Source organism: Pseudomonas marincola (assembly GCF_900116605.1).
GTDB lineage: Bacteria > Pseudomonadota > Gammaproteobacteria > Pseudomonadales > Pseudomonadaceae > Aquipseudomonas > Aquipseudomonas marincola.
Window position 1 is genome coordinate 72,629 of record NZ_FPBC01000002.1, and the last position, 19,819, is coordinate 92,447.

The following is a 19,819-nucleotide window of genomic DNA, read 5'->3' on the forward strand; positions in this document are numbered from 1 at the left end:
GAGATTTACACGGGCTCTGGCACCGAGGCTGCGGATTACTTGTCGAACGGGTAAATTCGCTTCCATTCGGTGGCCATGTCGACCACTGTCCAGTCGTGCGCCTTGGCTTCATCCAGCGCCTTGTTCAGCTTGCCAATCTTGCTGTCGCGGTCGTAAGCCCACTCGCGCTCAGCGTCGGTGTGGTGCACCAAACCTGCAAAGCGCTTGCCGGTGCCAGCGGCTGTCCACTGCAGCATTTGCAGGTCGCCATCGGAGTTGCCGAACGCCATAATCGGACGGCGACCAATAATCGACTGGATGCTCACCGGCTTGCCCGGGCCATCGTCATTGTGTAGCAGCTTGGGCTGACGCAGGATCGACAGTTGGCCATCCTGGTCCTGAAACTCGGTGGCGAATGTGGTGCCGATAATCTGCTCTGGCGGAATGCCATAAACCTCTTCGGCGAAGGCGCGCATGAACTCCACCTCGCCACCGGAAACGATGTAGGTTTTGAAGCCGTTGTCACGCAGGTACGCAAGCAGCTCCAGCATTGGTTGGTAGACCATCTCGCTGTAGGGTTTGCCGGACTTTGGATGCTTGGCGCTTGCCAGCCAGCGTTTTGCATTCTTATCAAAGTCCTCTGTGCTGATGCCGGTGTGGGTCGTTACCAGAATTTCCTTGAGGCTGTCCATGCCGCCAGCGGCCAGCGTTTTCTGGTCATCCTCCAGCACTGCCTTAAACGGCTGTTGTTGCTTCCACTCAGGGTGCTCTGGCGCCATGCGTTTCACTTCGGCAAGCGCAAACAGCAGTTGGAAGTACATCGGCTGTTCGCTCCACAGCGTGCCGTCGTTATCGAACACGGCAATGCGTTCGGCTGGCGGTACAAAGTCCTTGCTGCCATCTTCCGTCACCGCCTGAACAAAGGTTTCTATAGCTTTGCGTGAGGGGCCCTCATTCCAGGAAGGCAGCGGCTCGGCCGCCTGAGCCAGTAACGGCAGTACCAACAACAAAGACACGACAAAGCGAAGCTGAAACACAGAGGCGAAACGATTCATATAGGCGATCCTGATGTAACCGATTTTGGGGATTGTTTACGTGTAAACCGCAGCCTCAGCCGAGATTCGATCAGTAGTTTTCAAGCGCGAAAGAGCAATCGATAGATGCCTGTTTTTACAGGTCATTTTGCTACAACATTAGTAGCTGCCCCGCGAATAGCAAGCCGATTTGCTGGGTTATCAGCCTCAATTAGCTATCCCGTGAAGGGCTGATGCGGCAGAGAAATGTTGTCGCCAACCGAACTCATGGCGTTAGGTGCCTGCCTGTATCGAAACACGCAGTGAGGCAGGCCTTGCGCGGGGCACTATACGTCAGCAGGGTTGTGCGTAATTTCCGAACAGGTGCGCCACTTAACTTTCTCCAGACAGCACAACGCCCCTCATCAAGGGGCGTTGTGCAAGGCATTGCCTGAGTTGCTGGCGGCAAAGTTTTCTGGCGGATTACAACTGCAAATCAGCCATTGAGTAGCGCCGCACGCGCACTCACTTCAACCATTCGGCAACACGCTCCGGATTGGCTTCAACCCAGGCTTTAGCCGCCTCGGCAGGCTTGGCGCCGTCACGGATGGCGAGCATCACGCTGCCAACTTCTTCGCCGCTCCAGGAGATGTTCTTGAGGAACGCAGCGGCGTCAGGTGCTTTGCTGGCCAGCTTGGGGTTGGCAACAGTGTCGACATGCTCGGCATCGCCGAAGACGTTCTTCGGGTCTTCGAGGAAGCGCAGTTTCCACTTGGCGAACATCCAGTGCGGAATCCAGCCGGTGACCACGATAGGCTTCTGCGCCTTTTCAGCGCGGGCCAGGGCGATTGCCATGCCTGGGCCTGAGCTTGGCAGCAGGTTGAGGTCGAGGTTGTACTCCTTGATTGCATCTTCGGTGCGACGCATTACGCCAGCGCCTGCGTCGATGCCGGTGATGTTGCCGTTGATTTCATCGCTGTGAGCGTTGAGGTCTTCAATGCTTTTGGCCGCGAAGTATTCCGGCACGATCAGGCCAATCTTGGCGCCTTCGTAGTTGGTGCCGAGCACTTCAACCTTGTCCTTGAAGCGCTTGTAGTACTCGCCGTGAGTGACTGGCAGCCAGGCTGACAGGGTCACGTCGAGGTCGCCACGGGCCACGCCCTGCCACATGATCGCAGGCTCAACCGCCTTGAGTGTAACGTCGTAGCCGAGCTTGCTGCGCAGTACCTCTGCGGCCACGTTGCTCACGGCGATGCTGTCATCCCAGCCGTTTACGTAGCCGATGTTCAGCTCCGGCTTTTCGTCTGCGGCGAAGGCTGTTGCACTGAGGCCGATGGCCAGTGCTGCTACGCCCAGACCCTGCATGCAAAGTTGTTTAAGTTTACCCATGGAATATGCTCCGTCAGTGTGAGTGGCAGTGTGTTGTGGGTGTTCGATGTGAATTGTTTGCAGGCCGGTTGAAAGCTCAACGGCGGCAAAAAGAATGGCCATACAGGCAGGCAAACCCGGCGGGTTTGCGAACACGTCGGGCGCTGACGATGGTTACATCGAAAGCGCCCGGGTGATGAAGCAGGCTTACAGGCCTACGTATTTCTTCACGGCAGCAGCGCCGTCTTTGCCGTCAAATGTGGTGACGCCCGCCAGCCACTTGTCGAGGGCTTCCGGGTTGGCCTTGATCCACTCTTTGGCGACTTTCTTAGGGTCCTGCTTGTCGAGCACTTTTTCCATCAGCTGGCTTTCGATCTCGACCGAGAACTGCAGATTGTTGAGCAGCTTGCCAACGTTCGGGCAGCGGGCTTCATAGTCAGGCGCTACCACGGTGTAGACCTTGGCTGCGCCGAAGTCCGGACCGAATACGTCATCACCGCCTTCCAGATAGGTGAGGTCATATTGGGTGTTCATCGGGTGCGGTGCCCAGCCCAGGAAAACCACTGGCTGCTTTTTCTTCACGGCGCGTTGCACCTGAACCAGCATACCCGCTTCGCTGGACTCGACCATGCGGAAGTCGCCCAGACCGTATTGGTCGTTCTTGATCATTTTCTCGATCAGCAGGTTGCCGTCGTTGCCCGGCTCAATGCCGTAGATCTTGCCGTTGAGCTGATCTTTGAACTTGGCGATGTCCTGAAAGCTTTTCAGGCCCGCTTCGGCTGCATAAGTCGGCACGGCGAGGGTGTACTTGGCGCCTTCAAGGTTGGCCTTGGGCAGTACTTTAACGCCGTCATCCTTGAGGAACGGTTCGATTACCGCGTCCATCGAGGGCGCCCAGTAGCCAAGGAACACATCAATCTGTCCCTTCTTCACGCCGGTGAACGCGATTGGCACCGAAGCCATTACTTTACGGGTCTTGTAGCCAAGGCCTTCGCTCAGGGTCATGGCGACGCCGGTGGTGGCCGAGATGTCAGCCCAGCCGATTTCCGCGAAGCTGACTTTCTCGCAGCTCTGCGGCTCGGCGGCCATTGCATTCTGGGCGAGGGCGCCGCTCATAAGAGCGACGGCAGCGAGTGTTTTAAATTTCTTCATGGGGTGCTCCATCGTATTGGTCGGGCAATTTATTGGCGTTGTAGTTTTGCGCTTACCCAATTGAACAGGCGGCCGCGATTGGCGGTTTGTGGCGTACCAAAGCTTTCGGTGATGCGGTCGAGAATGATCGCCAGCAGCACAACGGCCATGCCGCTTTCAAAGCCAAGGCCGATATCCAGACGCTGAATACTGGCGAGAACGTCGTTACCCAAGCCACCGGCGCCGACCATCGAGGCGATAATCACCATCGACAGAGCCATCATGATAGTTTGGTTTACACCGGCCATGATCGACGGCATGGCATTCGGCAACTGCACCTTGAACAGTAACTGGCGGCCGTTACAGCCGAACGACTGCCCGGCTTCGACGATTTCTTTATTGACCTGACGAATACCCAGGCTGGTGAGACGCACGGCAGGCGGCATGGCGAAGATCACCGTGGCAATAATGCCCGGTACACGGCCAAGGCCGAACAGCATGGCAGCAGGGATCAGATAGACGAACGCCGGCATGGTCTGCATGAAGTCGAGGATCGGTCGGATAACCATCGCCACGCGCTCGCTACGCGCCGCCCAGATACCCAGTGGAATACCCAGAATCAGGCTGATCAGCGTGGCTGAGAAGGTCAGCCCGAGGGTGACCACGGTCTGCTCCCAGAAGCCGGTCAGCACGATAAGTACAAACGCCACCGCGGTGAAAATTGCGAAACGCAGACCAATGCGCCACAGGCCCAACGCGACAAAAATGCTGATCAGCAGCCACGCAGGCGGGAACATCAGAATGGCTTCAATGCCTTCGGAAAAGCTGCTCACTACATGGCCGATGCTGTCGAACGCACCGCTGTAGTTGTCCAGCAAATGCTGAACCGAATCGTTTACCCAGCTACCCAGGTCGAGTTTTTTATCGCTCATGTCATTCTCCTTGCAGGCGGCTCAGCAGGCTGCCCTTGCTGATTGCACCGGAGTAATGGCCGTCTTCATCGACAACCGGCACGGGTCCGTCGCTATCGACCAGACGCTCGATAACCTGCTCCAGTGGCAAGTCGGCCTGCAGCGGCTCGATTTGCATGAGCAGATCGTTTTCGAGGCGTTGTTGCTGGTTTTGGTCATCCAGCAAAGCGATGGTTTCCAGGCTGATCGAACCTTGGAAGTTGTTCTCTTGGTCAACGATAAACGCGTAATGCTGGTCTTGCGCTTGCAGCTCCTCGCTGACCATCTGTGCGTTCGGCGCTTCGCCGTTATGCACGAACAGTGGCACGTTATCAGCCATCAGTTGACCGGCAGTGAGATAGCGGCTTGTGTCGACCGTATCGAAGAAGTTACGCACATATTCGTTGGCCGGGTTGTCGACCAACTCTTGTGGCGTACCGACCTGAACCAGCTTGCCGCCTTCCATGATGCCGATGCGGTTACCGATACGCATGGCCTCTTCGATGTCGTGCGAAACGAAGATGATGGTGCGGCGGTGAGTCTTTTGCAGCTCAAGCAGTACGTCTTGCATCTCGCGGCGCTTGAGCGGGTCGAGAGCCGAGAATGCTTCGTCCATGATGATCATCGACGGGTTGACTGTTAATGCACGCGCCAGACCGACACGTTGTTGCATACCACCGGAAAGCTCGTGCGGATGCTTGTTGGCAAAGGTTGCCAGACCCACTTGCTCAAGCACTTCCATGGCGCGCTCTTCGCGCTCCTTGCGGCTCACTCCGGCGACTTCGAGGCCAAAGGCGGCGTTGTCGAGGACGGTGCGCGAAGGCATCAGGGCAAAGGACTGAAAGACCATGCTCATGTCGCGACGGCGAAGCTCGATAAGATCGGCCTTGGGCAGTTTTGCGACGTTCTGACCGTCGATGAAAACATCGCCGGCAGAGGGTTCAACAAGGCGGTTGATCAGGCGGATCAAGGTTGATTTGCCCGACCCTGACAGGCCCATGAGGACAAATATCTCGCCTTCCTCAACGCTGAACGACACATCGCTCACACCAATGACTGATTCTTTTTCTGCAAGAATCTTGTCTTTGCTCCAGCCTTGCTTGAGCAGTTCGATTGCTTCTTGTTCATTCTGGCCAAAAACCTTGTAGAGATTTTTGACTACGATTTTTCCAGACTGCATGGGAGGTTCCCCTTCAGTAGACATCCAAATCAGTTATCGCTGCCCGCACTACGCCGAGGCGTCTGCGAGCGATGCCGACTGTTAGTGTCTGTTGGGTTAACTGTATTCATGGGATTGCGACGCGTTATGCAGTGCCGGGATACCAGTCGCTGCAGCCACGCCATCAGAACTGCGCCATGCTCCCAGCCGGGGTATGGGCGTTGTGAAAACATGTAGTTGCAGCATTCGTATCTCGTGTCTTTGCAAACCGCTATGCAAACCCTATGGCAGTATTATCAAGCTCAATCCATCGGTGAATGTGCACCCCATCCTGGGGTTCATACCTTCAAAATTTCGTCCCATTTACATTCCGAACGGGAGTTCGGTGGGACGGTCAGCGCTCGCTGATTTTCGATTTGGGCGTTTTTACACCCAATGTCTGGCTGTATAAAAAATGACCAGATCGAAAACGGCTGACTCGACTAAATTGTCTGCAAATTGCTGCGTTTTCCCGCATGCAAATCCGACGTGTTGGGCCCTGACAAAATGTCTGCCGGGTAGAACCTTAACAGACTTTTTGCGCTCGGGTCTAAGGCTGTAAGCCGCGCCGGCTGTGGATTTCAGCCTTTGCGAACGGCTAAGGCTAGGTCTCACGGGGGCTGCGGCGGAATCGAAAAAAACTGAATTTTTTTCGATTCGAAGGGTATTCGACAGCACTTTTCAGGGTTTTTTATTGAATGACCGAACAAAAAACATAGCTGCTGCTTAGGCCAACTGAAGGTAAAAAATCCGATGACTTTTTCGGATAGATCGCTGTAGCCATTTCTATCTGTTTGGTTGTTTTTTGAACAGCAAAAAGGCGTCGCTTGAGCTCGATTTCAGCATGCATGGTTTACTCAATGCTCAAGTTCGTTGCGAATCATCGCCTACAGTGAGTAAGTGCTAGTTTATTCATGCGCGCTGTTACTGCACCTCAGAAGATCAACCCGTACAAGGCCAGTTACTCATGCTCTGTGATTTTTTCCGTAGTCGCGCAATCCCAGCGGCCGCTCTTTTGCTGAGTAGCTCTGTGTGCTGGGCTAACTCGCAAAACAGCAAGGAGGTGCAGAGCCAGAAGCTGGCGGAAGACCCGACCAAGGTTGTCACTCAAATAGGCTTTGGTTACACCGACGAGCTGAAAATTTCCGGTTCGCTGAGTCTCGATCCGGTGAAGAAGATCAATGCCAGCGTCAATCACGATGCCAGTGAGTGGCGTTTGGGTGGCTCATGGTTATTCGATCTCGGCATCCTCAATTTCAGCTTCAGCAAAAAAGAGTTCGACACCGGCAACGATCAGACCAGTTACAGCGTAGGCACCTTTATCCCGTTGAGCGCGTTCGGCATTGAACCGTATGGCTGGCAGATTTTCCCGATGGCCGGCGTCTCCTACAACGAAGGCAATACGGTTTGCGAAGTGAGCAGCGGCCAGTGCGGCACTGTCGATCCGTTTGGTCAGGATTTCGTGACGCTGGCGACCACCAGTACCGGCGCTTATCTTGGGGCGTTTTCGATCAAGCCGCTTAGCGATAAATGGACCCTGCTGGCGTTTGCCGTTGGCTCGGTTGGTACCGACAGCTACTCGGGTCACTTCCTGGGTGCTGGTGTGGGTTACCGTTTCACTCAACAACAGTCGGTGAGTACCTACGCTTACACGCAGGACAACACCTACGGCACGGATTCACAGCTTGGCCTCGCTTATCGCTATCAATTCGAATAGCGCCGCGCCAACTGCGAGCGAAACCTGAAAACAACAACGCCCCTCGATGCAGGGGCGTTGTTGTTTAAACGGCATAACCAGCGCTGAGTCGCGTTACAGCCGGAGGCTCGAATCGTCTGCTAAAGCGCTGGCTCCAGTCGTGCTTACTTGAGCCACTCGGCCACGCGCTCCGGGTTGGCCTTGATCCAGTCTTTGGCAGCTTCGGCAGGCTCAGCGCCTTCGCGAATTGCCAGCATCACCGAGCCGACTTCTTCACCGCTCCAGGAAATCTTCTTGAGGAAGGCGGCCGCATCCGGGGCTTTGGTTGCCAGCGCCGGGTTGGCGACGGTGTCTACGTGCTCGTCATCACCAAAGACCTTTTTCGGGTCTTCGAGAAAGCGCAGTTTCCACTTGGCAAACATCCAGTGTGGAATCCAGCCGGTGACCACAATCGCGCTCTGGTCTTTCTCTGCCCGCGCCAGTGCGGTTGCCATGCCCGGCCCTGAACTTGGCATCAGTTTTACGTCGAGGTTGTACTGCTTGATGGCATCTTCAGTGCGGCGCATCACCCCGGCTCCGGCATCAATACCGGTAATTTTGCCGTCGATGTCCTTGCTGTACTTGTTCAGGTCTTCAATGCTTTTCGCCGCAAAGTAGTCCGGCACGATCAGGCCGATCTTGGCGCCTGCGTAGTTGGTGCCGAGCACCTCAACTTTGTTTTCAAACTTCTTGAAGTACTCGCCGTGAGTGGTCGGAAGCCAGGCGGAGAGGGTTACGTCGAGGTCGCCACGGGCAACGCCCTGCCACATGATCGCGGGCTCTACCGCTTGCAGTTTGACGCTGTAACCGAGCTTGCTCTCCAGCACCTGAGCCGCCACGTTACTGACCGCGACGCTGTCATCCCAGCCGTTAACGAAGCCGATTTTAAGCTCGGGCTTGTCTGCCGCCATTGCCGTGGTCATGCCAAGGGCCAGTACCGCAGCGCTCAGGCCTTGAAGATAAAACGATTTGAGTTTACCCATAGGATCTTGCTCCATCTGTGAGAGTGGCAGTTGTTATAGGTGGTTCGGCTCGTTCTGATTGCGTGCCCCGTTGGTGCTAAATGGGCTGCTTAGTGCAATTAGCACCGACGATGCCCGGGTTGTGGGTGATGCGCAGGCGTCACCCACGGTAGTCATTGATCGCGCGTGCTTACATGCCGATGAATTTCTTCACCGCTGCAGCGCCATCCTGACCGTCGAATGTGCTGACCCCGGCCAGCCACTTGTCGAGGGCTTCCGGATTGGTCTTGATCCACTCCTTGGCCACTTCGGTCGGGTTCTGTTTATCGAGAACTTTCTCCATCAGCTGGCTTTCGATCTCGACTGAGAACTGCAGGTTGTTGAGTAGCTTGCCCACGTTGGGGCAGCGCGCTTCGTAGTCGGGTGAGACCACGGTGTAGACCTTGGCCGCGCCGTAATCCGGGCCAAACACATCGTCACCGCCGGCCAGGTAAGTCAGGTCAAACTGGGTGTTCATCGGGTGCGGAGCCCAGCCCAGAAAAACCACCGGCTTGTTCTGCTTAACTGCGCGTTGTACCTGAACCAGCATGCCCGCTTCGCTGGACTCGACCATGCGGAAATCACCCAGGCCGAACTGGTCGCCCTTGATCATCTTCTCGATCAGCAGGTTGCCGTCATTGCCCGGTTCGATGCCATAGATCTTGCCGTCGAGTTGATCCTTGAACTTGGCGATGTCCTGAAAGCTTTTCAGGCCAGCATCGGCGGCATAGGTCGGCACGGCGAGGGTGTACTTGGCGCCCTCAAGATTGGCCTTGGGCAGTACTTTCACCCCGTCGTCCTTGAGGAACGGTTCGATCACCGCGTCCATCGACGGCGCCCAGTAGCCAAGGAATACGTCGATCTGCTTTTTCTTCACGCCGGTGAAGGCGATAGGCACCGAGGCGAGGATCTTGCGCGGCTGATAGCCAAGGCCTTCGGTGAGGGCCATGGCGACGCCGGTTGTGGCTGAAATATCTGCCCAGCCGATTTCGGCGAATTTGACCTGTTTGCAACTGGCCGGCTCGGCCGCCCAGACACTTGGCGTCAGCGCGCATGCAAGCAGGCTGATAGCTGCGAGTTTGTTGATTGTATTCATCTGCAGTTCCCTGGTCTCAGTTCAAAATAGGCTTATTGGCTTTGTAGTTTTGCGCTCAGCCAACTGACCAGACTGCTGCGATTGGTCGCTTGGCGCGGGGTGCCGAAACTCTCGGTAATGCGGTCGAGAATGATCGCCAGCAACACCACCGCCATGCCGCTCTCGAAACCAAGGCCGATGTCGAGGCGCTGAATACTGGCGAGAACGTCATTACCCAGACCGCCGGCGCCGACCATCGAGGCAATAATCACCATCGACAGGGCCATCATGATGGTCTGGTTAACCCCGGCCATGATCGACGGCATGGCATTCGGCAACTGCACTTTGAACAACAGTTGGCGGTTGTTGCAGCCGAACGATTGCCCGGCTTCGACAATTTCTTTATTAACCTGACGAATGCCCAGACTGGTGAGGCGCACGGCTGGCGGCATGGCAAAAATTACCGTGGCGATGATGCCGGGCACGCGGCCAAGGCCGAACAGCATGGCGGCGGGGATCAGGTAGACGAACGCCGGCATGGTTTGCATGAAGTCGAGAATGGGTCGGATGATCATCGCCACACGCTCGCTTTTAGCCGCCCAGATGCCCAGCGGCACGCCAAGGATCAAACTGATTAAAGTGGCCGAGAAGGTCAGCCCGAGGGTGACCACGGTTTGTTCCCAGAAGCCGGTCATCACGATCAGGGCAAATGAGATGGCGGTGAACACGGCAAAGCGCACGCCGATACGCCAGATGCCCAGCGCCACGAAAATCGCAATCAAGAGCCATGCGGGCGGGAACATCAGCACCGCCTCAATGCCTTCCGAGAAGCCGCTGACCACCTGGCCGATGCTGTCGAAGGCGCCGCTGTAGTTGTCGAGCAGGTGCTGAACTACGTCATTTACCCAACTGCCGAGATCAAGTTTTTTATCGCTCATGTCAGTCTCCCTGCATGCGGGTCAGAAGGCGGCCTTTGCTGATTGCTCCGCAATAGAAGCCCCCTTCGTCCATAACCGGAATCGGCCCTTCGTTATCCACCAGGCGCTCGATTACCTCGCTGAGCGGCAGGTCTTCGGGGATGCAGTCGATGTGTTTGAGCACCTTGGCATCCAGGCTGTGGGGTTGGCCGTCTTCGACCAGCAGGGCGATTTTTTCCAGGCTGATCGAGCCTTTGAACTTGTTGAACTCGTCAACGACGAAGGCGTAATGCTTGTCCATGTCCTGCAACTGCTGGCAGACCATGAGCGCATCCGGTGCCTGACCGTTGTGCACGAACAGCGGCACGCTGTCGGCCTTGAGCTGGCCGGCGGTGAGGTAGCGATTGGTGTCTACGGTGTCGAAGAAGTTACGCACGTAATCGTTGGCGGGGTTGTCGACCAGTTCTTGCGGCGTACCGACCTGAATCAGTTTGCCGCCTTCCATGATGCCGATGCGATTACCGATGCGCATGGCCTCTTCAATATCGTGGGAAACAAAGATGATGGTGCGCCGGTGGGTCTTTTGCAGCTCGATCAGAACGTCCTGCATTTCCCGGCGCTTGAGAGGGTCGAGGGCCGAAAACGCCTCGTCCATGATGATCATTGACGGGTTGACCGCCAGAGCACGGGCCAGGCCAACGCGTTGTTGCATACCGCCAGAAAGCTCATGAGGGTGTTTCTGCGCGAAGGTGTCGAGGCCAACTTGTTTGAGCACGGTCATCGCGCGCTCTTCGCGCTCTTTGCGGCCAACCCCGGCGACCTCCAGGCCGAAGGCGGCGTTGTCGAGAACGGTGCGTGAAGGCATTAACGCGAAAGATTGGAAGACCATGCTCATGTCGCGGCGGCGTAACTCGATCAACTGCGCCTTGGGTAGTTTTGCGACGTTCTGACCATCAATGAATACATCGCCGCTGCTGGGCTCGACCAGACGATTAATCAGGCGGATGAGCGTTGACTTCCCCGAGCCGGAAAGCCCCATCAAAACAAAAATCTCGCCCTCTTCAACACTGAATGAAACATCGCTTACACCAATTACAGAGCCCTTTTCAGCCAGTATCTTGTCTTTACTCCAGCCTTCTTTTAGCAGGTCGATCGCTTCTTGTTCGTTTTGGCCAAAAACCTTGTAGAGGTTCTTGACCACAATTTTTCCAGACTGCATGGGAGTGTTCCCCTTCATAAGACAATCAGATCAGTTACGCGGAACACTGCTTCAGCCCGGAAGGGTTACAGAGTGATGCCGACTGTTCGTGCCTGTTTGGGTTTACGTGGTTGCGGAATCTGGTCTGCATGGGGCCGCTTGGCGCTGGATGCCTCGAATCCCACCCACGCATCGCCCGTGCTGCAACAGCGCTGGCGAGTACGAGGTCGTGAGCGAATCAACCGTTTATGCCGTGCAGCAATATGCGTGGCAAATCCTCTGGCAGTGTTGTGAAACCCAGTCCCTTGGGCGAACACATCTCAAACCGAGATGCGCGTACATCCGAATTTTCTTGTTGGGCAGGCTCATTCAAGTGACACCTGCGCGTATTTTTTTCGGTCCGGGATTGATGAGTCCCAGTCTGTTGCTTAACCGCTGGCAACAGCGACGAAATCGGCTGACTCAACGATATAGCCTTCCGGTTGGCGCAATTGTCGGTTTACGACTCTGACGTGTTATGGGGCGACATGCTGCCGCGCATTTTTTGCGCAATAACCGCACTGATTGGCCTCGGCAAATGCTGCAGGCCCCTGAAATCGGGCCTTGAGCAATGCCAGTGGAAATTGCAGGCGAGAGAAGGGTGCTTGTCGAGTGCTTCGGCCGCGCTGTAGCTCGCTGTTTTTGAGTGGGTTTTTAGTGATTTCTGGCGATTCTGGACTGTGTTTGTGCAAAGCCTTGCGCCTCGAAAATTCGCTTAACCGCGCGGTTTGTTCGGTGTTGCACCGTGCAACACAGGGCGTTTTCGCTGGGTTTATCGCCCCTTGGGGCAGGGCTGCGTGCTGCAAGTTTTATCGGCGTGACGGCTTTAAGCACGAGCAAGTCGGTGTCAGACGTCAGGCCCTGAATGAAATATTGATGATGGCCAGCACACACGCGCCCATTGAGGAATCCGTCATGGCTATCAGCGTATTTGACCTGTTTAAGATCGGCATCGGCCCCTCCAGCTCCCACACCGTCGGCCCCATGCGTGCTGCCGCGCTGTTTGTGGGGGCTCTTCGCGAGCGCCGCATGCTTGAGCGAGTGGTGCGGGTGGAAGTGCGTTTGTACGGTTCCTTGTCGGCAACCGGCATTGGTCATGGCAGCGATAATGCAGTGGTCATGGGCTTGATGGGCGAGTGGCCCGATACGATTGATCCTTTGCAGGTGTTGCCGCGCATCGAGACGCTCAAGCAAAGCCGGAAGTTGGCCTTGGGCGCGGGGCCGGAGATTGCTTTTGACTGGCAGCGCGACTTGCTGCTGCTCGATGAAAATCTGCCTTATCACCCCAACGCGCTTACGCTCACAGCTTTTGCCAGCGATGAATATGAACTCCTGAGCAACACCTATTACTCGGTCGGCGGCGGCTTTGTGGTCGATGCCGAGCAAGCGGCCAGCGGCGTGCTGGATCAGGATGTAACTGAGCTTCCCTATGATTTTTCCAGCGCGGCGGAGTTACTCGATCTTTGCCAGCGCCACAACCTGCGGGTGAGTGAGCTGATGCTGGCCAATGAAAAGGCCTGGCGCAGTGAAGCTGAAATCCGCAGTTCGCTGCTGACGTTGTGGCAGGCCATGCGCGATTGCGTCGAACAAGGCCTGCGCCATGAAGGGATTTTGCCTGGCGGCCTGAATGTTCAGCGCCGCGCCGCCAAGCTTCACCGTAGCCTGCTTGAGTTGGGCAAACCCAACGTAATCGGCTCGACGCTCTCGGCCATGGAGTGGGTCAACTTGTTCGCCCTGGCCGTTAATGAGGAAAACGCCGCGGGCGGTCGCATGGTGACGGCGCCCACCAACGGCGCCGCCGGGATTATCCCGGCGGTGCTGCATTACTACATGCGCTTCAATCCGGATGCCTGCGAAGACGATGTGATCAATTACCTGCTCAGCGCCGCGGCGATTGGCATCCTCTGCAAAAAGAACGCGTCGATTTCAGGGGCAGAGGTTGGTTGTCAGGGCGAGGTGGGTTCGGCCTGCGCAATGGCGGCGGCCGGGCTTGCGGAAATCCTCGGGGCAACTCCCGAGCAGTTGGAGAACGCAGCTGAAATTGGCCTGGAACATAATCTCGGGCTTACCTGTGATCCTGTCGGCGGGCTGGTGCAGGTGCCGTGCATTGAGCGCAACGCGATTGCTGCGGTTAAGGCGATCAATGCCGCGCAAATGGCCTTGCGCGGCGATGGCAAACACTTCATTTCCCTCGACCGGGTGATTCGCACCATGCGCGACACCGGCGCCGATATGCATGACAAATACAAGGAAACCTCACGCGGCGGGCTGGCGGTCAGCGCAATCGAATGCTGAGTCAGCGTGCTTGTGCCTGATTTGGGTGCAGCGCTTTGCAGTTGCCACCTGCTGGCGCGCGATCGCTTTAATAAACGGCTGTTTGTTACTGGGGCGGAACGGATTTGAGAACCGGTGACAAACAGCTGTTTTAATCCTGCTACCAATCATCACAAACCCCGTGGCTCAAGGGTTTTCCGGTCGTTTTCCGATCGGTCATGTCGTGAACAGAATCGCCGCTTGTCGGGCCTTGCGGGGCGGACTATTTTTTTTTGAACGGCCAATCAATTTAGGCATGACCTTTGCTCTTTTGATCGGTGTTCGGTCCGGTCATTCAAATGCCCGACCATCACAATAAAACGGGTCACGATGTGCTGCATGCGGTGCAACTGTCAGGCTGAGAATAGAGACTGAAACTATTTCCGCCGACCTTTGATCTTCGCACCCAGTTGCGTCGGACGAATCCAAGAAAAGCCGCTGAACGGCTTAATGACGTGCTTGCGTGAGGGTTCCATCAAATGTCGCAGTCTACTCAAGAGGCTCAGCCTCTAAATCGCGTACCTCAGACTATCGGCTTTCTGCTGCTCGACAACTTCACCCTGATTTCCCTCGCGTCAGCGATTGAGCCATTGCGCATGGCCAATCAGCTTTCCGGTAAAGAGTTGTATCGCTGGTTCACACTGACCCAGGCCGGCGGCGCGGTATCGGCCAGTGACGGGCTGACGATCACCCCCGATGCTTCCCTTGCCAACGCGCCCAAGCTGGACGCGGTGATTGTGTGTGGCGGCGTGGATATTCAGCACAGCGTGACTCGCGAGCACTTGCAATGGCTGCAAATGATGGCGCGTCAGGGGCGTCGCATGGGCGCCGTGTGCACCGGCAGTTGGGCGTTGGCCAAAGCGGGTTTGCTCGATGGTTTCGATTGCAGCGTGCACTGGGAATGCCTGGCCTCGATGCAGGAAGCCTTCCCGCGTGTGGCGATGAGCACGCGGCTGTTTTCCATCGACCGCAATCGCAACACTTCATCGGGTGGCACCGCGCCGATGGATATGATGCTGCACCAGATTGGTCGCGAGCATGGCCGTGAACTGCCCGCGGCAATCAGCGAGATGTTTATTTACGAGCGCATCCGCAACGAGCAGGATCACCAGCGCGTGCCGCTCAAGCACATGCTTGGCACCAATCAGCCGAAGCTGCAGGAAATTGTGGCGCTGATGGAAGCCAACCTTGAAGAGCCTATCGATCTCGATCAAATGGCCTGCTACGTCGATGTGTCACGCCGGCAGCTTGAGCGCTTGTTCCAGAAATACCTGAACTGCTCGCCTTCACGTTATTACCTGAAGCTGCGGCTGATTCGCGCGCGGCAATTGCTCAAGCAAACGTCGATGTCGGTGATCGAAGTCGCTTCGGTTTGCGGCTTTGTGTCTACACCGCATTTCTCCAAGTGCTACCGCGAGTATTTCGGCATTCCGCCGCGTGATGAGCGCGCCACAAACAGCCTGACGAACATCGTTTCGCTGGTGCCGGTCACCGAAGAGTTGCAGCACGAATCTGTTTCAACCGCGTTGGCCGCGCTAAACCGCGCTCAGAGCGAGTCCACCTTCGCCAGTGTGCGGCTGTAACCGGCTGGACGTAGTTAATCGCGCCAGCGCTGGGACGATTCGGCTGGCGCGTTAACCTGCGAGGGTTGCGGATTACTTCGGCGCGGGAACCAGCGCCGGTAACAATGTGCGCGAAATCGCTTCACGAACCGCCGGCAGCAAAGTGGCATTGCCGCCCAGCATCTCTTCCACCATGCGCCGTAGCGCCAGCGCGCGATCAGCACTCAAGCCCCGCACTGCCTGTTCGCACGCCTGCTCGGCGCTCGCCCCAACCGGGATGGACAGGCCAATGGCGACCAGGCGTTCGCGCAGGTCTTCCTGATCGATCAAATCGGCGTGCATCATGGTAAATCTCCTTATTTTTGGTGCTTAGCGCAGCACACCTTCATCGACTAACAATTTGAAGATAGCCTCGGCTCCCGCCTCTGGCGAGTCGCCTTTAATAATTTGGCCACCACCGCCCGAGGCTTTTGCGGTCGCCGCTTTCATGCGTTCAGCGCCCGTCTTGGCGGTGATTATTTTCAGGCGTTTAGGCCGGGGTCTGGCGGGTTGCAGTGGCGACTCGCTGAGCAACGCGTCAGGATTTGCCTCTGCCGCATGGCTGAGCAATTCGCCGCGCCGCGCCGGACCAAAGGCACTTTGCCGGGCGGCGGGTGCGGCGTTGTCGAGGCTGGCGATAAACGGCAGGCGCACCTTTAAACGTCGGCGTTGGCCGCGCGGCAAAGCTTGAAGCACTTGGGCGATACCATTTCCTATGTGTTCGACCTCAGTCAGCCCGACCACCATTGGCCAGCCCAACTGCTCAGCCAGCAGGAACGGCAGCATGCCCGAACCTTCGCCAGTTTCAGCCTGGCTGCCGGTTAAAATGAGTTGCGCGTCGCTGTCTTGCAAATAGTCATGCAGGGCGCTGATGACATCGGCCTGCGCCGGTTGCTCGATCACGTGCAACTGCTGCAAACCCATGCCCAGATAACTGCGTAAGGCAGGCTGTTGCGGGTCGCCTGCGTGCAGCACTTCAAGCTGCTCACCGGCCAACCGCAAGCCCAGCTCGACAGCGCGTGCGTCTTGTTCGGCGCGGCGTGCGCGGCCCGAACTTGGGTGCGCGCCCACGGATACCAGCGCCACAACATTCAGCGCTGGTGAGGCTTGAGCGGTGTTATGCAGCATCACGAATACCTCCGTGGCGGTGCGCGTTGATGCGCGCAATCAGGGCGCCGAGTATGGCCGCCGAGTCGCCGATCACGCTCAGATCGGCGCGCTTGACCATGTCGCAATTGGCGTCCTTATTCACAGCCACCACTTTGTCGCAGGCACCGATGCCCTGTAGGTGTTGCACCGCGCCCGAGATACCCACCGCCAGATAAACCCGTGCGGTGACCCACGTGCCGGTGGCGCCAACCTGACGATTGCGCGGCATGAAACCATCGTCCACCGCCACGCGTGATGCGCCCTCGGTTGCGCCCAAAATTTCGGCGGCCTGATGGAATTGCGTCCAGTCGCTGACGCCGTTACCACCGGACAAAATGAACTCGGCCTCGGCCATCGGAATCAACGCCGGGTCTACGGCTACCGCGCCGCAATCCTCGATTCGCGGCAAGCCGTGGGCAAGGTTTTCCGGCGTTGCCATTGCCAGGCACTCATGGCGTGTTTCACTGACCGGGCTGGCGCATTCGGCAGCGGCCAGAATCAGCCGTGGCAACGCCCGCTGCGAGTCTTCCCGACCAGCGCCCGCGCGGCCAATGCACTGGCCATCGGCAACTTGCCAGACGCGGGTAGCCGGGCGCTCGGATAGTTTTGCGGCCAGCCGGCGGCCCAGTTCACCGCCGCCGTTGCGGCTGTCCGGCAGTAACCAGTGGCGTGGCTTGAGTTGTGCCTCGACGGCGCTCAGGGCCAGCACGCGCAGTTCGGGCGAATAGCCGGCCAGCGAGTCATCGGTGAAGTGCATCAGGCGATCAACACCGGCTGTGTCGAAGGCCTGCTCTTTATGTTCGGCAAAAATAATCGCCAGCACAGCGCCGTTGTTGCCTGCCAGTGAACGGGCGAGCCCGAGCAAGTCTTTATCGTGGCTACTCAAGCGCCCGCCGACCATGTCCGGCACCACGCAGATATGAAATGCCGGTTGCTCGACCCGATGCAGCGGCAGTTGCACGGCGGCTGGTGCTGCGCTGCGTTTGCCTGCGCTGGCACTCTGTGCGCCCGAACGGTCGATCCGCTTGATGCCTTCAGGGCCGATAAAACCCACGGCGTGCGGATTCTTGCGAACAACCCCAGCGGCGCTCATCCAGCGTTCCGGGCTTTTTTGCAAGGTGGCGTGCAATGGGTGCAGGCGGTTACGCGCGATCCATTCTGCGTGTGGGTCGCGGCGAATAATCTCACTCATGCCGAAGTCTCCGCAGGCTGGCGTTTCACGGACGGTTTGGGCGCTGCCTCGATCAGCACTTCAGCGACCAGTTCAGCAATGTCTTTAACCTGAGGGCGCGGCTCGACCACGCCTTCGAGCATCAGCGTGCACTGCGGGCAACCCACGGCAACAATCTCGGCAGAGGTCTCCTTGATGTCGACCATGCGCATGTCCGGAATCCGCTGCTTGCCCGGAATATCAGTGATCGGCGCACCACCGCCCCCTCCGCAGCAACGTGAACGAAACCCCGAGCGCTGCATTTCCCTGACCTCGATACCGATGGCATTGAGAACATTGCGCGGCGCTTCGTACTCGCCGTTGTAGCGGCCCAGATAACAAGGGTCGTGATAGGTCACGGCGGCGTTCTGATGCTGGCCAAGGTTGAGATCGCCGGCATTGATCAGCTGCTCGATATAGGTGCTGTGATGCAAAACCCGGTAGTGGCCGCCCAGCGCGCCGTACTCGTTTTTAAGCACGTGGAAGCTGTGCGGGTCCGCCGTGACAATGGTCTTGAAGGTGTATTGAGCGAGGGTGGCGATATTGCGTTTGGCCAGTTGCTGGAAGGTTGCTTCATCCCCCAGTCGCCGCGCCACATCACCGCTGTCACGCTCCTCCAGACCAAGTACGGCGAAGTCGACCGCAGCGGCTTTGAGCACTTTGACCAGTGCACGCAAGGTGCGTTGGTTGCGCATGTCGAACGCGCCGTCACCGACCCAGAACAACACATCGCACTGACGTTTATCGGCAAGCACGGGCAAGTCGAGATCGGCTGCCCAGTTGAGTCGGCCACCCGGTGCAAAACCGCCGGGATTGTCGGTGGCGATCAGATTGTCCAGAACCTCGGCGCCCTTGTTCGGTGTTGCACCTTTTTCCAGCGTCAGGTGGCGGCGCATATCGACGATGGCATCAACGTGCTCGATCATCATCGGGCACTCTTCAACGCAAGCGCGGCAAGTGGTGCAAGACCAGAGTGTTTCGGCATCGACCAGGGCTTTGCCGTCCAGTGCCACAATGGGCAGGTGCGGGCCGCCGCTGTGCTCGCCGATGTTCTTGCCGGGGTAGGGTGAGCCGGCAAACTTGGCATCGCTGCCACCCACCAGGCCCACGACCATGTCCTGAATCAGCTTCTTCGGATTCAGTGGCTGACCCGCCGCAAAGGCCGGACATGCTGCTTCGCACTTGCCGCATTGCACACAGGCGTCGAAGCCGAGTAATTGGTTCCAGGTAAAATCAGTCGGTTTTTCCACCCCGAGTGGCGCCTGTGGGTCGTCCAGATTCAGCGCTTTCAAACCTGTCGACCGGCCCCCGCCAAAACGCTCGGCGCGGCGGTGCCAGGCCAGATGCAGGGCACCCGCAAAAGCGTGCTTCATCGGCCCGCCCCAGGTCATGCCGAAGAACAACTCACTCACGCCCCAGGTAATGGCGACCAGCAGAATTGCCGCCAAAAGCCAGCCGCCAAAACCCGCTGGCAGAATACCGGCGACCGGCAACGTGGCAATAAACAGACTGGCCGAGAACATCAGCAGGCTTTTCGGCAGGCGCATCCACGGCCCTTTCGACAAGCGAGCAGGCGGATCAAACCGCCGTTTGGCCACGAACAACGCACCGACAAACATCAGTGCAGTTGCCGCTAGCAACACATAACCAAGAACCGCGCTGTGCAGCCCAAAGCCATGCACCAGAATCGCCAGCACCGCAGCCAGCACGAAACCACCGGCAGTTGCGACGTGGGTGTTGGCGATGTATTTGTCGCGCGCGACCACATGGTGAAGATCAACCATGTAACGACGCGGAATAGCCAACAAACCACCAAACCAGTCCACCTCAGCAGGCTTGCCGCGCCGCCACATGGCGAACCGCTTGAACGCACCAACCACCGCCAGCGCCAGTGCGGCAAATAGCAGAATTGGCAGAAGAGTATTCAACATCATCGGGTCTC

16 protein-coding genes are annotated in these 19,819 nt (G+C 57.5%); 3 read left to right on the plus strand and 13 right to left on the minus strand.

The window, feature by feature from the left end; genetic code table 11:
- Window positions 1-35: 35 nt before the first annotated feature.
- From BM395_RS04880 to BM395_RS04900, 5 genes are all read right to left on the minus strand, one after another.
- The gene (locus BM395_RS04880) at window positions 36-1,034 is read right to left on the minus strand and encodes an HAD family hydrolase (protein ID WP_090509319.1); all 999 of its coding nucleotides are present in this window, start codon (window positions 1,032-1,034) and stop codon (window positions 36-38) included.
- A 483-nt stretch (window positions 1,035-1,517) separates the two neighbouring features.
- The gene (locus tag BM395_RS04885) at window positions 1,518-2,381 is read right to left on the minus strand and encodes a glycine betaine ABC transporter substrate-binding protein (RefSeq protein ID WP_090509322.1); all 864 of its coding nucleotides are present in this window, start codon (window positions 2,379-2,381) and stop codon (window positions 1,518-1,520) included.
- Between the two features lie 186 nt (window positions 2,382-2,567).
- The gene (locus BM395_RS04890) at window positions 2,568-3,512 is read right to left on the minus strand and encodes a choline ABC transporter substrate-binding protein (RefSeq protein WP_069898210.1); all 945 of its coding nucleotides are present in this window, start codon (window positions 3,510-3,512) and stop codon (window positions 2,568-2,570) included.
- Window positions 3,513-3,541: 29 nt separating this feature from the next.
- Window positions 3,542-4,423, minus strand: a complete 882-nt coding sequence (locus BM395_RS04895) for an ABC transporter permease (protein WP_069898209.1) — start codon at window positions 4,421-4,423, stop codon at window positions 3,542-3,544.
- Window position 4,424: 1 nt separating this feature from the next.
- Window positions 4,425-5,621: a quaternary amine ABC transporter ATP-binding protein gene (locus tag BM395_RS04900; protein WP_069898208.1), complete on the minus strand. Its 1,197-nt coding sequence runs from the start codon at window positions 5,619-5,621 to the stop codon at window positions 4,425-4,427.
- A 1,048-nt stretch (window positions 5,622-6,669) separates the two neighbouring features.
- Between BM395_RS04900 and BM395_RS04905 the strand changes: the two genes are divergently transcribed.
- A complete protein-coding gene (locus tag BM395_RS04905) occupies window positions 6,670-7,356 on the plus strand; it encodes a hypothetical protein (protein WP_197737960.1) in 687 nt (228 codons plus the stop codon).
- 143 nt (window positions 7,357-7,499) lie between these two features.
- On the opposite strand, the gene BM395_RS04910 is transcribed toward BM395_RS04905, so the two are convergent.
- The 4 genes from BM395_RS04910 to BM395_RS04925 all read right to left on the minus strand — a co-directional run bounded on the left by BM395_RS04910 (window position 7,500) and on the right by BM395_RS04925 (window position 11,586).
- Window positions 7,500-8,357, minus strand: a complete 858-nt coding sequence (locus BM395_RS04910; RefSeq protein WP_069898206.1) for a glycine betaine ABC transporter substrate-binding protein — start codon at window positions 8,355-8,357, stop codon at window positions 7,500-7,502.
- 169 nt (window positions 8,358-8,526) lie between these two features.
- Window positions 8,527-9,471: a choline ABC transporter substrate-binding protein gene (locus BM395_RS04915; RefSeq protein WP_090509325.1), complete on the minus strand. Its 945-nt coding sequence runs from the start codon at window positions 9,469-9,471 to the stop codon at window positions 8,527-8,529.
- A 32-nt stretch (window positions 9,472-9,503) separates the two neighbouring features.
- Window positions 9,504-10,388 carry a choline ABC transporter permease subunit gene (gene choW / locus BM395_RS04920; RefSeq protein WP_069898204.1) on the minus strand — a complete coding sequence of 295 codons (885 nt, stop codon included), beginning with the start codon at window positions 10,386-10,388 and terminating at the stop codon, window positions 9,504-9,506.
- Window position 10,389: 1 nt separating this feature from the next.
- A complete protein-coding gene (locus tag BM395_RS04925; protein ID WP_090509326.1) occupies window positions 10,390-11,586 on the minus strand; it encodes a quaternary amine ABC transporter ATP-binding protein in 1,197 nt (398 codons plus the stop codon).
- Between the two features lie 933 nt (window positions 11,587-12,519).
- Here BM395_RS04925 and BM395_RS04930 point away from each other — a divergent pair.
- Window positions 12,520-13,899, plus strand: coding sequence for an L-serine ammonia-lyase (locus tag BM395_RS04930; RefSeq protein WP_069898552.1), 1,380 nt, complete (start codon window positions 12,520-12,522; stop codon window positions 13,897-13,899).
- Window positions 13,900-14,396: 497 nt separating this feature from the next.
- Window positions 14,397-15,500, plus strand: coding sequence for a choline metabolism transcriptional regulator GbdR (gbdR, locus tag BM395_RS04935; RefSeq protein WP_069898202.1), 1,104 nt, complete (start codon window positions 14,397-14,399; stop codon window positions 15,498-15,500).
- A 72-nt stretch (window positions 15,501-15,572) separates the two neighbouring features.
- On the opposite strand, the gene BM395_RS04940 is transcribed toward gbdR, so the two are convergent.
- The 4 genes from BM395_RS04940 to dgcB are packed head-to-tail and all read right to left on the minus strand — an operon-like array spanning window position 15,573 to window position 19,808.
- Window positions 15,573-15,824, minus strand: coding sequence for a hypothetical protein (locus BM395_RS04940; protein ID WP_069898201.1), 252 nt, complete (start codon window positions 15,822-15,824; stop codon window positions 15,573-15,575).
- Between the two features lie 24 nt (window positions 15,825-15,848).
- Window positions 15,849-16,646 carry an electron transfer flavoprotein subunit beta gene (etfB, locus tag BM395_RS04945; RefSeq protein ID WP_090509328.1) on the minus strand — a complete coding sequence of 266 codons (798 nt, stop codon included), beginning with the start codon at window positions 16,644-16,646 and terminating at the stop codon, window positions 15,849-15,851.
- The gene (gene etfA, locus BM395_RS04950; RefSeq protein WP_090509330.1) at window positions 16,636-17,859 is read right to left on the minus strand and encodes an electron transfer flavoprotein subunit alpha; all 1,224 of its coding nucleotides are present in this window, start codon (window positions 17,857-17,859) and stop codon (window positions 16,636-16,638) included. Before etfA ends, etfB begins: the two co-directional genes overlap by 11 nt.
- Window positions 17,856-19,808, minus strand: coding sequence for a dimethylglycine demethylation protein DgcB (gene dgcB / locus BM395_RS04955; RefSeq protein WP_090509782.1), 1,953 nt, complete (start codon window positions 19,806-19,808; stop codon window positions 17,856-17,858). Before dgcB ends, etfA begins: the two co-directional genes overlap by 4 nt.
- Window positions 19,809-19,819: the final 11 nt, after the last annotated feature.

Bases quoted from the DNA above. Each gene is read 5' to 3' on its own strand.
- BM395_RS04880 (WP_090509319.1), bottom strand. From the start codon at position 1,034: ATGAATCGTTTCGCCTCTGTGTTTCAGCTTCGCTTTGTCGTGTCTTTG.
- BM395_RS04885 (WP_090509322.1), bottom strand. From the start codon at position 2,381: ATGGGTAAACTTAAACAACTTTGCATGCAGGGTCTGGGCGTAGCAGCA.
- BM395_RS04890 (WP_069898210.1), bottom strand. From the start codon at position 3,512: ATGAAGAAATTTAAAACACTCGCTGCCGTCGCTCTTATGAGCGGCGCC.
- BM395_RS04895 (WP_069898209.1), bottom strand. From the start codon at position 4,423: ATGAGCGATAAAAAACTCGACCTGGGTAGCTGGGTAAACGATTCGGTT.
- BM395_RS04900 (WP_069898208.1), bottom strand. From the start codon at position 5,621: ATGCAGTCTGGAAAAATCGTAGTCAAAAATCTCTACAAGGTTTTTGGC.
- BM395_RS04910 (WP_069898206.1), bottom strand. From the start codon at position 8,357: ATGGGTAAACTCAAATCGTTTTATCTTCAAGGCCTGAGCGCTGCGGTA.
- BM395_RS04915 (WP_090509325.1), bottom strand. From the start codon at position 9,471: ATGAATACAATCAACAAACTCGCAGCTATCAGCCTGCTTGCATGCGCG.
- choW (WP_069898204.1), bottom strand. From the start codon at position 10,388: ATGAGCGATAAAAAACTTGATCTCGGCAGTTGGGTAAATGACGTAGTT.
- BM395_RS04925 (WP_090509326.1), bottom strand. From the start codon at position 11,586: ATGCAGTCTGGAAAAATTGTGGTCAAGAACCTCTACAAGGTTTTTGGC.
- BM395_RS04930 (WP_069898552.1), top strand. From the start codon at position 12,520: ATGGCTATCAGCGTATTTGACCTGTTTAAGATCGGCATCGGCCCCTCC.
- gbdR (WP_069898202.1), top strand. From the start codon at position 14,397: ATGTCGCAGTCTACTCAAGAGGCTCAGCCTCTAAATCGCGTACCTCAG.
- BM395_RS04940 (WP_069898201.1), bottom strand. From the start codon at position 15,824: ATGATGCACGCCGATTTGATCGATCAGGAAGACCTGCGCGAACGCCTG.
- etfB (WP_090509328.1), bottom strand. From the start codon at position 16,646: ATGCTGCATAACACCGCTCAAGCCTCACCAGCGCTGAATGTTGTGGCG.
- etfA (WP_090509330.1), bottom strand. From the start codon at position 17,859: ATGAGTGAGATTATTCGCCGCGACCCACACGCAGAATGGATCGCGCGT.
- dgcB (WP_090509782.1), bottom strand. From the start codon at position 19,808: ATGTTGAATACTCTTCTGCCAATTCTGCTATTTGCCGCACTGGCGCTG.